Below are 14097 nucleotides of genomic sequence, written 5' to 3'. Positions count from 1 at the left end.
AGGAGTAAAGAACATGCACAGCTTAAAACTTTCACAGCGTGGTTTCACTTTGATTGAAATTTTGATCGCTTTGACACTTTCGATCATCATTATTTTGGCAATGCTACGCGCATTTGTGACAACAGGTAAAGTGACTGCTGAAGCATCATTGGGTGCACAAAGTGATAGCAGTATGATGCTGGGTTTAATTGCGACAGACCGGATTTTGCAAGGTATTGGTTTTGGTGATACGTCTAGTTACGGCACAAATTTAAAAGCATATAAATTGGAAGAAAATGGTTCAGATACTTATAACGTAACAGCATCAAGTACAGATAATGCTGAATATCTAGTTTGGAAAGTTGCGACGGATAAGTGTCAAGCATTACGAAATGTAAGTAATGGTTTGTTGCTTTATGGAAAAGGCACGGGCTATGACTGTACGAATTTGTCAAAACCGAATGTAACAACTGATCCAGTTGAGCGTTTAATCCAAATCAATGATGCTGTCCAAAATATTCAGTTTGAAGCAAGTAAAGCTGCTGGGAACAAAATTGGTGCAATGACAATTAAGGTCATTCAAAAAGACTGTTGGCCATTTGGTATTGTGAATGATGCTGATTTAGACCCTGGTAAGTATCAGATAATTATTACCACGAATACTTATGCGGCAAGTACCGAAACTGCTGCACAAAAAATTGAAAATACTACATGCCTATTTAACTTTAAATAGGGAGGATTAGTCATGCAAAATGTTATAGATATGAAAAGAAATATAAGCAACAGCATTTCTTTTATAAAACAAGCAGGCGTTTCCTCTCTGCTGTTTATTGTATTGGTGGGTTTGTCCCTAACAGTATTGACTGTGGGTTATATGTCGACAATGCGAAACTTGCAATCTAGTGCAACCACGACCCATGCGCAGACTCAGGCGCAAATGCAAGCCATGATAGGCTATCACGCTTTAGTCAAATATTTAAAAAAAGAGAGTACAATCAATATTGATAAAATTGAAACGGGCACTGTAAGTGGTGGTTCAGAGGTTATTGAATTTACAAGAGTTTCTTGTGGGGCTGGTCGCTACTGTTTTGATATTGTAGGTAAAAGTGGTGGCGCTACCGCGATTTTAAGAACTGACCTTATTATAGTTCAAGGAGAAGGATTATCTGCACATGAGGGTTCAGTTTTTGCGGGAGGTTTGAAAGTTCAAAAGAAAGAAACGCTTCAAGCATTAACTGAAAATGTAGCAATATCTGTTGGTGCAAATATAAATGAAGGGCTTCAATCAGGTAATATTTACCTAAGTAATGGAAAAACTGTAGTTGATTATCAACCTGAGACAGATGGGATTAAAGTAAATAAATTTGATGGTGGGCTGGATTTAATACCTGCAATTGATATGAAAGCACATGCAAATTATATTTTTAAGCATACCGGCACTACTATTAGTTGTGAAAAGCAAAATACGAATTTGCAAAACTCTGCTAAAGTAATTGACTGCCCTTATTATGACCAGGTTCTGGAAAAGATCAAAGGTAAGGATACACTTGTAACTAAATATGCTATCACACGTGAAAGTTCTGGCAATACGAGTTTTTGGGTAGTAGATGTCGATAAACTGATTAAAAGTAAAATTAAAATGGGTCAGAAATTTGATGGAATATTTTGGTTTGATGGAGATGTAGTAATACGCTTACCAAACTCACAAAATGATAGCTCGAAATATTTTAGAAATACAATCATTACGACTGGAAATTTAACGATTGAAAAAGATGCAAGTAGTAGTTCAGGTGAATTAAATGTTTTTTCACCTTATGATTATATCGTTGCAACAGATGTTACAGCACAGATTTTGGTGATAGATAAGCAATTAAAAACTGGCAAAGATTCAAATGGTAATAATCTAACAGAGGCGCAAAAGTCGTCGTTAGGCGCAAAAAGGGCAGAATTACTTGTTTCTCAATTAGCTACGATGAAAGTAAGGTTGTCGGAGGTTTGTCTTAATTCAGAGCGTCCTGTAAATTTATGTAAAGATTTTACTCAGCAACAAGTAAATGATATTGTGAAGTATGATGATATTTTAGCGGTGGACAATATATTTTTAAAAGATACTTCTAAATATCCTACTAGTCTTTTCACTTTAATTGGAATGGCTGATGAAGGGTTTGTTGTTCATGCAGATAATCAAACTCAAACAAAATTATTTGGTAATTTAATTGGCTCCAAAGGAGCTGGTAATACAGGTAAGGCTTCTGGAAAGTTCGCTGGTACTGGTCAAATTGAAGTCATAGGTAATTTAATTGTTGCCAAAGACATGGATTTAACTGAAATGAAAGGTGATGTTACAATCAAATTAGGTCAAACTAAAGCCAGTGGTAACGTTATACCTATTAAAAATAATACTTTTACTACTAAAGGCATCCGCTACATGTAACTTAAAAAAACCCACAATTCAAATTGTGGGTTTTTTATTTCACTTATTAAAATCAAGCCAGTTTTTTATAAGCTACAATTTCTGGCAATGGATGATCAGCACCAACCATATAAGAATAAGTCGCTAAACTCAGCATGGCTTCATCTTCATCACTATTGCCATACGCGTAAATAGCAGCATAATTTTTTAAATCGTATTGTTCTAAAATCCGTATATGCTTTTGTTCCCGACTGCAATCAGGTGTTGAATATCGCCCTGTAAATTGCAGATTCTCAATTTCTGTTTCAGTACAAATCAAATCGACATTTAACTGCTGACAAATATATTGCAAATAAATATCCACGCTGGCGGAAACAATCACCACATCATCACCATTGAATTGATGCTGCTTTAATTGTTGTAATAGTTGTGGGTTAAGGTCATGCATTGAATCTACTGCGTAGCGCTGTGCAAGCACTAATATTTCAGCTGTACTTGCATCTTTGAACATGGCATTAAACAATTTAGGACGCATGGCATGTGCAGGATAGACTTTTAAATAATAGGCCTGAATCCAAGGCAAGATTTTAAGTCCTTGCTTAAAAATATGCCGCTTAGATAAAGCATAGAAAATAAACCCTGTAAAACTATCTTTGCTGCACAGGGTTCCATCAAAATCAAATAGGGCTAGATTTTTATATTTTTGGCTTTTTGCATGCATGTTTTATAACGTCCATTGACTCGTGTTGCGAACCAATTGGTGTTGTAATCTCGACTCAGTTTAGGCCCTGAAATGACCACTTGCGGCATCGTGGCATAAAATGGCTCTTTGCCCGTTTGAGCTTTATACAGTTTAGTGACAGCCAGATAAGTCGCAGTGTCTTCAAATTTCTTTTCTTTTTCTTTTTTTAAGTCGGCACGAATTTGGCGTGGGGTGACTAGAATATTATGTTTGGCAAAAACAGCAATTAATTCACGTTCTGATTCACTCTTTGCATTACGCACACTACCATCTTTAGCATAAAGCAGCAAATCACCATCTAAATCTAATTCTGCTTCAGTTAAATCATTTAGCATGCTTTGGAATGCGGCATTGCGGCTCGAATACATGCCAGAGTTATAGTCAGCAAAACGGTATAGCGGTTGATCGTAATCGGCAGGGTACATCATTAAGCGATGAATCCCGTAATATAATCCGCCATATTGAGTGTATAGATCGCTGCGTAACTCTGCGATGTTACCGCTTTGGCGTTTATGCTCTTTGGCATAGCTAATATGTACTTGCATCGAGCCTAAAGTAGTAATTGGATTAAGTTTTTCGCCAATATTTTGTCCAAACAGTTTGGCAGCACCTGTTAGCGCAGACACGTGATAATGTTTGGCCATATAGTCAAAAATTTCACGATACAATTCGTCTAATTCACGTTCGGTTTTTACCCGACGCATTTGGCTTAAATAGTTATCATCAGGGCTTGGGTGGTTTTTTAGTACATCCTGAAAATAGCCTGCGACCGTACCGCCAATGGCGTCGCCCAATTTATCTTTAAACTTCTCATCCAAACGGTCTTGTACTTCTTTAACTGCTTTTTCGCCCAAGCCATAGACTTGAGGGTCGGCTACAAAGTTGGACTCCTGATCCACCACGGCAATAATGGTGCACATATTTTCTTTGGTTTGTGGAATGCCTAATTGCTCTGAAATATCGTAAATATCTTTTGCCCAAGCACTGCGTTCACTGACCCGATTCGGAATAAGTTTACGAATTTGTTCTGCTTCAAGGGTTGGCTCATTGTTCTTAGACCACCAAGCGCTATCTCCACATGCAGCCAAGCTGAGTGATAAAACCAGCACGCTGAAGGATTTCATCAAAGAATTGAATACAGTGTCTTTCATAGATAAGGGAAACTCGTTCCAAAAGGATGAGCCCAAAGGGCAGATGCAGTATACTATGCCAATCGTTAAAGTTAAGAATATATATGTATATTGGTCCCTATCAACTGTCAAATAATTTGATTGTTGCCCCTATGGCGGGCGTCACAGATAGACCGTTTCGTTCCCTGTGCAAGTACTTTGGTGCTGGGCATGCTGTTAGTGAAATGATGACTTCAGACAAAACCCTGCGCATGAGTAAGAAAAGTTTGTACCGTGCTAATTTTGATGGCGAACTGGCGCCAATTTCCGCACAAATTGCTGGTTCGGACCCGCATGATTTAGCTGAAGCCGCGCGTTATCAAGTCGCTAATGGTGCGCAAATTGTTGACATTAACATGGGATGTCCTGCTAAAAAAGTCTGCAATAAACTGGCAGGTTCTGCTTTATTGCAAGATGAAGATTTGGTGGCGCGCATTTTAGATACCGTTGTTGGAGCGGTAGATGTGCCTGTCACACTCAAAACCCGTTTAGGTTTTTTGAATGGGCAAGAAAATATTTTACGGGTTGCCAAACGCGCAGAACAAGCAGGCATCGCTGCATTAGCATTACATGGCCGTACTCGCGAAGATATGTATCTAAACACAGCGCGCTATTCACTGATTAAAGAAGTGAAAAGCATGCTCAATATTCCTGTGATTGCCAATGGTGATATTGATAGTCCTGAAAAAGCCAAATATGTCTTGGACTTTACAGGTGCAGATGCCATTATGATTGGGCGTGCAGCACAGGGACGTCCGTGGATTTTTCGGGAAATTGCACATTATTTAGCAACAGGGGAGTTGCTTGCCGCACCGAGTATTGCAGAAGTTCAAAAAGTCTTATTGGGGCATTTAGCCGAGCTTTATGAGTTTTATGGGGAATATTCAGGTTGTCGAATTTCACGTAAACATATTGCGTGGTACACCAAAGGTTTACGTTCCAGTAATGAATTTCGTCAAAATATGTATCGAGTGGAAAGCACAGCAGAACAATATAAAGTAGTGCAAGATTACTTTAATCAGTTACTCTCGCATGGTGAAATCATGAGTGATGTGCAGGTTGAAACCGTGAATTTGTTAGACACAAAGTAGTCGCATGCAAATATATGCTTTAGCTTATTTGAAACTAAAATATAAACTCAAGCATGATACACAGTTGAGTTTTCTGTGCCTATATTTAGCGTGCGTGAATCATTTCCAAAACTAACTGATTAATTAAATCTGCGGCTTCTAATTCACGAATCTGACTCACATTACTCCCTGCCCAAAAAGCAGCATAACCTTGTTCACCTTGTGTTACGGCTGCTGCATGCAACTGTTTTGCAAGATCATAGGTATACGGATAGGTGGGCACAGTTAAACGATCTGGAGTATCAACCTGTGTATGCCAATGATTAATTAAACCACGAGCAGGACGTCCAGAAATACTATCGGTAATTTGAGTAATATTTTGCTGAAATAAAGCTTGTCGATAAGCTGGATTGGCGTTAGAGCTTTTACATTGTACAAAAGCTGTACCCATTTGTACTGCAGAGGCACCCAATTTCAACATTAACTGTGCTTGCTGACCATTCATAATGCCACCAGCTGCTACTAATGGTAGGGTGCTGTTTTCACGAATGAGTTGTACTAAATCACTGGTTTTAATTGCACTATCAAAAGATTGGTTAAAAATTCCACGATGTCCACCAGCTTCAATTCCTTGAGCAATAATAATATCAATTCCAGCTGCTTCAATCGCCTGAGCTTCGGCTAAGTTGGTTGCTGAAACCATGGTAATGATCCCTGCATCTTTTAAAGCCTGAATTTGATGTGCATGTGGAATCCCGAAGTGAAAACTGACCGCTTGCGGTTTAGTTTCTAGAACAAGATCTAAATATCCATCATGATCTTTAAAACTTGGATAAATACAATTCAGTTGACTTGGTGCAGTTGCGCCATAGCGTTCAAAGATTGGCTCAAAATATGAAATCCACGCTTGTGCAGCGACTTCATCTAATGGGCTTGTTTCATGGCAAAAGAAATTGGTTTGAAATGGAAAATCGGTCAATTCTTGAGTGCGTAAAATTTGCTCACGTGCAGCATCGACGGTATGTGCACCTAAACCGAGTGAGCCCAAACCACCTTGATTAGAAACCTCGGCTGCAAGTTCGGGGGTAGAAACGCCAGCCATTGGAGCAAGAAAAATAGGATGCTTTATATTCAGTTGTTCTATTGTGGTCATATTATTTACTCCATGTTTTTATCTACTTTGCCCAACTCTAGATTGATTGGCAAATCATATACGTCATTTTCTTATGAAATATTAAGATGAGCAATATCATAAAATTTCAGATGCTTTCAGGCATAATAAGCCTGATGTGTGAATTGATGAGTAAATTAATGAAGCCTTTCGTTTATGGTGGTTTGCTTGTGATGTGTGGGTTAGTTGCGTGTAGCAATCCACAGAAAACTCAAGAAAATATTGACTCAAAGCAATATCAGGTACAGGATGCAGCAGCATTGCAGCAACGTATAGATGCTTTAAATGCCAAATTGGCGCAAGACTTCAAACAATTTAAACAAGCCGAGAATATCGCATTTGCGCATCAATTCCCTTTAGATGTGAATAATTTACAAACTTTGAGTCAGCACTTGGTCGCGAGTACTGCTTTAAAGTCGACTAAAATTGCCTATTGCGACATGATGAATGGTTATTTTGCCGAATTATATCGCTTAGGACATTACAATCTAGATTTACTTAAAGATGTAAAATTAGCGCGTGCAGAGCAGGAAAATTTGGTTGCAAATTTTGCCAATGCCGAATCTTATTATGATTTTATTTTGAATCGTTATACCAGTTACCGCCAAGTACAACAAACCATGGGCTATGGTTGTAATTTAAAAGCTGCATTGTAATTTCGGCAGGATTTGGGTGTATTGTTTAAATCGTGTTAAATAAAAAACTCCTAAGAGCATGCTCAGGAGTTTTTTTTTAACAACTCAATTATTGTTGTGCTTTTTCTTTCACATTTGCAGCACCTTGTTCAACTGCACCTGCAGTAGCAGCAGTTGCATCTTTAGCGGCTTGTACAGTCGCATCAGCTGCATTTTCTGTCGCAGTTGCAACATTGTGTGCGGCGTTTTCAGTTGCTTGCGCTGCATTATCTACAGCTGTTGCTGTAGCGGCAGCAGCTTCATGAGTTGCATCTTCAGCATCATGTGCCGCTTGAGCTGCAGCGTTTTCTAAGTGTTCACCCGTAGTTGCCCCTGTTTCTGGTGCTTTTTCTTTTGCACAACCTACAAGTGCCACAGTAGCAGCAAGACCTAAAGCAATAAGTAGTTTATTCATTATCATGTTTCCTTTATTTACATCCACTTAAGATGGGATACTGCGAATATAACCAAAAAATAATCAATTGGATGCTAAAAATTGTTCAAATAATGTAATGGATTTATTGGCAAATCATTGCATTTTGAGCACTTAAATCGAGATTTGGCTTTGTTGAACAAATACCTAACATGATCATTTTATTATATTTGTTTTTATTAAAATTTAAAAGAACCTTTAAAATATCAGTATCTTGCAAAATATTTATGCAATATGGCGCATCGCTAATTTTTTTAGTTGATAGCACTATCAATATGCTTTTGTCTTCTACAAAGCGTGGTGTACGAATATCACTGATATTCGGGACTGCTCATCCGCAAAATTTAATCAGACCTTTTACAAAGCCAATGACCATAGGTAAAGATAAACGGAATAAGGATTTAATCATTAAGCAGCATTGGATGGCTGCGTCGGAGTAGGTTTGATTTCGTCCTTGTTTACCTTTTTCTGAAGCATACCATTGCGTAGCAGGATCGAACCAAATGGCAATATTTCTCCGATGAATGAGAGCTCGGTTATGTGATCACCAATGGGTTGTACGATAAATTTTAGGTGTAGGTTTATTCATTTGAAAATTATATTGTGGAATAAGCCTCTTAGAGATAGGTTTGTGCAACAAAGCCAATTTTTAATAAGATGTATCACGTTAAATATTGGCTTTGCGATGCCAAACAGATTTTATTTTAATCTTTAAATGCAATTTGGGGAATTTGATGCTTAAAAAAGGGATATATCAACATTATAAAGGGCAGTTATATCAAGTACTGCATGTGGCAACACACAGTGAAACCCAAGAAAAATTGGTGGTTTATCAATGCTTATATGGCGATTATTCTATTTGGGTCAGACCGCTTGAGATGTTCAAAGAGCGTATTACTTTGGATGACGACCGTGAACAAGAACGCTTTAAATTGATTCAGGAAGTGCAATAAATATTTGAGGTCATTTACCAATCTAAAACGATCCAATCTATTTTAGATTGGATCGTTGTGTAGATGCGCAAAGTTTAATGAAATAAATTATTGAATGGAAATACGGTTAAAGCTTAAATCGTATGCTAAATATTTACTCACAAAAGCTGCTTTATCACTGCGTCTTAATAAGTTGTCATAAATAAATTGTGGTACAGGATGGAATAAATCCCCAGAGCCGTTTTCGTAAAATATTTTTAAATAACGTGAAGATGCACTGTATGTCCAGGATGTCACGGCAAGTGTTTTACTCATAAGCAACTCCTTTATCTTTTTATATTATTTTTCACAGAATAAATCTGCTTATTTTGAACATAAGTGAAGTGCTTGCTAAAAAGTATTACAGAATTGTAAATCTCAGATTTATTGGATTATTGTGCATTTTTGAACAAAATTACAAAAGATAAATAGAAGCGTGTTGCAGAAGTTATTTTTATCTTCAGCGATATAAAAGAGGAGGTGCGCCTGCTCATTATTGCTACTTTTTCATGATTTGTGGCATAAAAAAACCACGCAAGGTTGCGTGGTTTTTTGAGTGGTTGAATCTAAAACTTAGATTTTACCTACTAGGTCGATAGATGGTGCTAAAGTTGCATCACCTTCTTTCCATTTAGCTGGGCATACTTCACCTGGGTGAGCGTGAACGTATTGAGCTGCTTTAACTTTACGAAGAAGTTCTTGAGCATCACGGCCAATACCGCCAGCATTGATTTCGATGATTTGGATTTTTCCTTCTGGATCAATCACAAAAGTACCACGGTCAGCAAGACCAGCAGATTCAATTAATACTTCGAAGTTTTTAGAAAGCGTCCAAGTTGGATCGCCAACCATTACGTATTGAATTTTTTTGATTTCTTCTGAAGAATCATGCCAAGCTTTGTGCGTGAAGTGCGTGTCAGTAGAAACTGCATAGATTTCAACGCCTAATTTTTGGAATTCTGCATAGTTGTCTGCAAGGTCACCAAGCTCGGTTGGGCAAACGAAAGTGAAGTCCGCAGGGTAGAAGAATACTACAGACCATTTGCCTTTAAGGTCAGCTTCAGTTACTTCAATGAATTGACCGTTGTGGTATGCATTTGCTTTAAATGGTTTAACTTCAGTATTAATTAAGCTCATCATTGTCTCCATGATTAAGGTTTGTATTTCGTTAGCAATAGAGTATCTAATTTTGTTTTATTGCTGAAATGGTATTTTTACATTACTAGCATCGGAAAAACAAATGAGTATGTAAAAAGCGTAACTTTCATCACAGCATTATTGAGTCTTTATTAGGCCTCAAAATGATGATGATTGAATGACAACCTATTTTCTCAGGGTCAAATACAACCTATTTCAGCAATTGGTGAACATACATCTATATGGGGATGAAATTTTGAAATTCAAGGATGGATTGAAAACTTTTTAAATACGCATTCTAAATCACTGTTCTTTCGCTCAAAGGCATTACAGCGTAAAATACGCGTTTGTGTTTTGGTTAGGAAGCGTATTCTGTGCAGAGTCATTTAAATGTAGACCACCTCGTTTTGGCGCGTGATCGTCATCGTTTAAATCGACTACGAAAAGGCAAAGATGCCAATCCAAAGCAATATCAGGAATTATTCGAAAAATCTAATTTAAAAGTGTTGGCGCGCGCGCAGCGCATTCCCAATATCAAGTTGAATCAAGATTTACCCGTGACTCAATCTGCAGAGCAGTTGATTGCTGCAATTCAGCAACATCAGGTCATTATTGTGGCGGGTGAAACAGGTTCAGGAAAAACCACACAGCTACCACAAATTGCCATGCTGGCAGGTCGTGGTTTAACGGGGTTAATTGGTCATACTCAGCCACGACGTCTTGCTGCACGTAGTGTATCCCAGCGTATTGCTGAAGAAGTTGGCGAAAAGTTGGGCGAGTCCATCAGCTTTAAAGTTCGCTTTAATGAACAGGGTTCACAAGATTCAATTGTCCGTTTAATGACCGATGGTATTTTGTTAGCAGAGCTTGCCAATGACCGTTATTTAAATAAATACGACACCATTATTATAGATGAAGCGCATGAGCGTTCTTTAAATATTGACTTCATCATGGGGTATTTAAAGCAGCTCTTGCCGCGTCGTCCTGATTTAAAAGTCATTATCACTTCTGCAACTTTAGATGTGCAGCGTTTCAGTAATTACTTCAATGGCGCCCCAATTTTTGAGGTCGAAGGTCGCAGCTATCCTGTCGAAGTGCGTTATCGCCCCATTTCTGAATTAAGCATTGGTGGGAGTGATGATGATGAATTTGATGACTTTGAAGAAAACTTGCCACGCGCAGTGGTGCAAGCGGTAGAAGAATGTTTTGCCGATGCACAGGAAAAAGGTCATCCCGAGCATGCCGATATTCTCATTTTTGCCAGTACCGAACAGGAAATCCGGGAACTGCAAGAAACCTTATACAAACATGGGCCACGTCATACTGAAATTTTACCATTGTATGCGCGTTTGGCTTTGGCAGAACAACAAAAAATCTTTAATCCTTCAGGTGGTGGACGTCGCATTATTATTGCCACCAACGTTGCTGAAACTGCGCTTACTGTACCCAATATTCGCTATGTGATTGATAGTGGTTTTGCACGTATTTCACGTTATAACTACCGCTCACGGGTGCAGCGCTTACCGATTGAAGCAGTATCTCAGGCAGCAGCGAATCAGCGAAAAGGACGTTGTGGTCGTATTGCGCCAGGCGTCTGTATTCGCCTGTATTCCGAAGAAGATTTTTTAAGTCGCCCAGAGTTTACCGAACCTGAAATCAAACGCACCAACTTGGCATCGGTCATTTTACAAATGCAAAGTTTGGGCTTGGGCTCGCTCGAAGATTTTGATTTTATTGAGCCGCCAGATCATCGTTTGGTTAATGATGGTCGTAAGCTGTTGATTGAACTGGGTGCGATGATTGAGAAGGGGAAAGCCCCTATTATAGAAAGAATGAATAGCTCTGCTACGCAAGAGAAAGATTCAAACCCCAACACTACCGCTAAATCCAGTTCTAATAAAGGCGAGCTTCAAGGCAGCAGCCTAACCAAAATTGGTCAGCAAATGGCAAAAATGCCGATTGATCCACGACTGGCACGCATGATTTTAGGCGGTGCGCATTTTGGGGTATTAAATGAAGTCTTGATTATTGTAGCGGCATTGGCCGTACAAGACCCGCGCGAACGTCCTGCAGACAAGCAAATGCAAGCCGATCAAAAACATGCTTTGTTCCGTGAAGCAGATTCCGACTTTTTATTTTATCTAAAGCTTTGGGAAACTTTACACGAAAACCGTGACGGCATGAGTGAAAACAAACGTCGTAATTTTGCCCGCCAGCATTTTTTAAGTTGGCTACGTTTACGTGAATGGAAGAAAACCCATGAACAATTGGTGGATTTGGCGCGTGGCTTAAATCTGTCTTTTAATGAAAAAAAAGCCAGTTATGAAAATCTGCATCGGGCGTTATTAACAGGTTTGCTCTCTTTTATTGCTAATAAAACCGATGAACGCAATGTGTTCATGGCGGTGCGCCAACAAAAAGCGCGTATTTTCCCTGCATCGACTTTGCATAAAACTAATACGCCGTGGGTTATGGCATTTGAGATGGTAGAAACTTCGCAAGTGTATCTGCGCACCTTGGCAAAAATTGAACCTGAATGGATTTTATTGGCCGCACGTGATTTGCTGAAACATCATTATTTTGAACCACATTGGTCTAAAAAAGCAGGTGTGGTGAATGCCTATGATCAGATTTCGCTGTTTGGTTTGATTATCGAGCCAAAACGTCCTGTAAATTACGAAAAGGTCGATCAGCAAGCCGCACATGAAATTTTCTTGCGCGATGCGTTAACCACAGGCAACTTAGGTATTGCGCCTCCATTTTTAAAACACAACCTGCTTAAACTAGAAGAAGTTGAACGGGTTGAAGATAAATTACGTCGTCGTGATTTGGTAGTCGATGAAGAAACTATTTATCAATTTTATGCTGCCAAAGTACCAGCAGAAGTGGCAAGCCGACGTGCCTTTGAAGATTGGCGTGCTACGGTTGAGCCGCAAAATCCACGTTATTTATTTGTGGAAGATGATGCCCTTTGGTTGAATGATCGCCCGACCACGCAGCAATTTCCTGACTATTTACGTAATGGTGAGCTGCGCTTAGCGGTCAGTTACCGTTTTGACCCAAGCCATGATGAAGATGGTGCAACCGTTAAAATTCCTGTGCAAGCCTTGGCACAAGTTGATGAAAATATCTGGTCGTGGGGCATTCCAGGCTGGCGTGAAAATTTAATTGAAGCCTTGCTCAAAACCTTGCCGAAGGAAAAGCGTCGTCATTTGGTGCCTATTCCAGACACAGCCCGAAAATTGCGACAACGTGTCGATGCGGTAAATTTACGTGAGCATATTTTTAGCTATTTGGCATTTCAATTACGTGCAGAGCAGATCAGCGAAAAAGACTTTAGCTTCGAGCGGGTAGATGCGTATTTATTGCCGTTCATTAAAGTGTTAGATGAAAAAGGGCGGGTGATTGAACAAGGTCGTGATTTATCTGAATTAAAAGCGCGTTGCCATACCGAGACGCATAGTCCTGTAAAGCAGTTGCACGGAGAATTTCAAACCTTTCCTGAACGATTTGTATTCGAAGCCTCGCAAAAAGTTACGGGCGTAGTGGTTAAGCAATATCAGGCGTTGGTACCAAGCAAAGCGTTTGCAGAACTTTTACCAAAAGATGAATCGGGTGTGGTGATTCAAACCTTCAATGATCAGAGCGAGGCGATTCGTCAGCACCGTGAAGGGGTGATTCGTTTGCTGTATGTGCAATTGGGTGATTTATCACGCCAACTGAAAAAACAAATTGCCAAACCGTTGGCTTTGGCGTATTCACCTTTGGGTGATAAAGCACAACTTGAGCAAATGTTGATCTATGCAACCTTGCAAAGCATTATTAGTGACTTGCCAGTCAACCTGAAAGAGTTTCAAAATTTGCAGCTTGAGGTAAAAAAGTCTTTCCTCAGTCATGGTCAAACCACGCTACGTATCTTTAATGAAATTTATATTGCTTGGCAAGATATTCGTCGTCAGCTATTGATGCTTGATGAAACAATTTTTGCCAAAAATATAGATGATATTGAAGATCAACTGGACTTAATGCATCTGGCAGACTTTGTGTATAGCAAGCCTGTAGAGGTGTGGAGCGAATATCCGCGCTATTTGAAAGCGTTGTTATTACGTTTAGACCGCTTACCCAACAACTTGCAAAGAGACGATGCTGCCATCGCCCAAATTGACCCTTGGATGGACAAATTGTTCAAACACAAACAAGATGCCCGCCTTAAGGAATTGTACTTTATGGTAGAAGAATTACGCATATCGCTGTTCTCTCAACCCATGAAAACCAAAATGCCAATTTCTGCAACTCGGCTGCAAAAAGTATGGGAAAAGCTCGGAATCAGTTAAGATA

12 protein-coding genes and 1 pseudogene are annotated in these 14097 nt (G+C 39.2%); 6 read left to right on the top strand and 7 right to left on the bottom strand.

Annotated elements, in window-relative coordinates; all coding sequences use genetic code 11:
• Positions 1–13: 13 nt before the first annotated feature.
• Together AC0T5Z_RS08285 and AC0T5Z_RS08280 are read left to right on the top strand one after the other, a co-directional pair.
• Positions 14–712 (top strand): PulJ/GspJ family protein, encoded by a 699-nt coding sequence (locus AC0T5Z_RS08285; RefSeq protein ID WP_435337065.1) that lies wholly within the window; start codon positions 14–16, stop codon positions 710–712.
• Positions 713–724: 12 nt separating this feature from the next.
• The gene (locus AC0T5Z_RS08280; RefSeq protein ID WP_435337066.1) at positions 725–2413 is read left to right on the top strand and encodes a hypothetical protein; all 1689 of its coding nucleotides are present in this window, start codon (positions 725–727) and stop codon (positions 2411–2413) included.
• Between the two features lie 52 nt (positions 2414–2465).
• On the opposite strand, the gene AC0T5Z_RS08275 is transcribed toward AC0T5Z_RS08280, so the two are convergent.
• Positions 2466–3113, bottom strand: a complete 648-nt coding sequence (locus tag AC0T5Z_RS08275) for an HAD-IB family phosphatase (protein ID WP_435337067.1) — start codon at positions 3111–3113, stop codon at positions 2466–2468.
• The gene (locus AC0T5Z_RS08270; RefSeq protein ID WP_435337068.1) at positions 3080–4285 is read right to left on the bottom strand and encodes a DUF1615 family protein; all 1206 of its coding nucleotides are present in this window, start codon (positions 4283–4285) and stop codon (positions 3080–3082) included. The genes AC0T5Z_RS08275 and AC0T5Z_RS08270 overlap by 34 nt, the downstream gene beginning before the upstream one ends.
• Before the next feature lie 83 nt (positions 4286–4368).
• Between AC0T5Z_RS08270 and dusB the strand changes: the two genes are divergently transcribed.
• Complete coding sequence (gene dusB / locus AC0T5Z_RS08265) at positions 4369–5394, top strand: tRNA dihydrouridine synthase DusB (RefSeq protein WP_435337069.1); 1026 nt, start codon at positions 4369–4371, stop codon at positions 5392–5394.
• Positions 5395–5479: 85 nt separating this feature from the next.
• Here dusB and AC0T5Z_RS08260 read toward each other — a convergent pair whose 3' ends face one another.
• Entirely contained in the window at positions 5480–6526 is a 1047-nt protein-coding gene (locus tag AC0T5Z_RS08260) for an NAD(P)H-dependent flavin oxidoreductase (RefSeq protein WP_291334907.1), read from the bottom strand.
• 158 nt (positions 6527–6684) lie between these two features.
• Between AC0T5Z_RS08260 and AC0T5Z_RS08255 the strand changes: the two genes are divergently transcribed.
• Positions 6685–7200, top strand: a complete 516-nt coding sequence (locus tag AC0T5Z_RS08255) for a hypothetical protein (protein WP_291335027.1) — start codon at positions 6685–6687, stop codon at positions 7198–7200.
• A gap of 88 nt (positions 7201–7288) precedes the next feature.
• Here AC0T5Z_RS08255 and AC0T5Z_RS08250 read toward each other — a convergent pair whose 3' ends face one another.
• Both AC0T5Z_RS08250 and AC0T5Z_RS08245 read right to left on the bottom strand, forming a co-directional pair.
• On the bottom strand, positions 7289–7633 hold the full coding sequence (locus tag AC0T5Z_RS08250; RefSeq protein WP_435337070.1) for a hypothetical protein: 345 nt from the start codon (positions 7631–7633) through the stop codon (positions 7289–7291).
• Between the two features lie 275 nt (positions 7634–7908).
• A pseudogene (locus AC0T5Z_RS08245) lies at positions 7909–8240 on the bottom strand (transposase); the annotation flags it as partial.
• 142 nt (positions 8241–8382) lie between these two features.
• Between AC0T5Z_RS08245 and AC0T5Z_RS08240 the strand changes: the two are divergent.
• Positions 8383–8604, top strand: coding sequence for a DUF1653 domain-containing protein (locus tag AC0T5Z_RS08240; protein WP_291341252.1), 222 nt, complete (start codon positions 8383–8385; stop codon positions 8602–8604).
• Between the two features lie 87 nt (positions 8605–8691).
• On the opposite strand, the gene AC0T5Z_RS08235 is transcribed toward AC0T5Z_RS08240, so the two are convergent.
• Entirely contained in the window at positions 8692–8898 is a 207-nt protein-coding gene (locus tag AC0T5Z_RS08235; RefSeq protein ID WP_291341254.1) for a KTSC domain-containing protein, read from the bottom strand.
• 297 nt (positions 8899–9195) lie between these two features.
• Positions 9196–9759 carry an alkyl hydroperoxide reductase subunit C gene (ahpC, locus tag AC0T5Z_RS08230; protein ID WP_004973058.1) on the bottom strand — a complete coding sequence of 188 codons (564 nt, stop codon included), beginning with the start codon at positions 9757–9759 and terminating at the stop codon, positions 9196–9198.
• A gap of 374 nt (positions 9760–10133) precedes the next feature.
• Between ahpC and AC0T5Z_RS08225 the strand changes: the two genes are divergently transcribed.
• Positions 10134–14093: a DUF3418 domain-containing protein gene (locus AC0T5Z_RS08225; protein ID WP_435337071.1), complete on the top strand. Its 3960-nt coding sequence runs from the start codon at positions 10134–10136 to the stop codon at positions 14091–14093.
• Positions 14094–14097 lie beyond the last annotated feature (4 nt).

Source organism: Acinetobacter pengchengensis (assembly GCF_982235305.1).
This window is presented reverse-complemented; position numbering and strand designations above follow the sequence as displayed.

Excerpts from the sequence above, each read along its gene's own strand:
- AC0T5Z_RS08285 (WP_435337065.1), top strand. The coding sequence starts at position 14 with ATGCACAGCTTAAAACTTTCACAGCGTGGTTTCACTTTGATTGAAATT.
- AC0T5Z_RS08280 (WP_435337066.1), top strand. The coding sequence starts at position 725 with ATGCAAAATGTTATAGATATGAAAAGAAATATAAGCAACAGCATTTCT.
- AC0T5Z_RS08275 (WP_435337067.1), bottom strand. The coding sequence starts at position 3,113 with ATGCATGCAAAAAGCCAAAAATATAAAAATCTAGCCCTATTTGATTTT.
- AC0T5Z_RS08270 (WP_435337068.1), bottom strand. The coding sequence starts at position 4,285 with ATGAAAGACACTGTATTCAATTCTTTGATGAAATCCTTCAGCGTGCTG.
- dusB (WP_435337069.1), top strand. The coding sequence starts at position 4,369 with ATGTATATTGGTCCCTATCAACTGTCAAATAATTTGATTGTTGCCCCT.
- AC0T5Z_RS08260 (WP_291334907.1), bottom strand. The coding sequence starts at position 6,526 with ATGACCACAATAGAACAACTGAATATAAAGCATCCTATTTTTCTTGCT.
- AC0T5Z_RS08255 (WP_291335027.1), top strand. The coding sequence starts at position 6,685 with ATGAAGCCTTTCGTTTATGGTGGTTTGCTTGTGATGTGTGGGTTAGTT.
- AC0T5Z_RS08250 (WP_435337070.1), bottom strand. The coding sequence starts at position 7,633 with ATGAATAAACTACTTATTGCTTTAGGTCTTGCTGCTACTGTGGCACTT.
- AC0T5Z_RS08235 (WP_291341254.1), bottom strand. The coding sequence starts at position 8,898 with ATGAGTAAAACACTTGCCGTGACATCCTGGACATACAGTGCATCTTCA.
- ahpC (WP_004973058.1), bottom strand. The coding sequence starts at position 9,759 with ATGAGCTTAATTAATACTGAAGTTAAACCATTTAAAGCAAATGCATAC.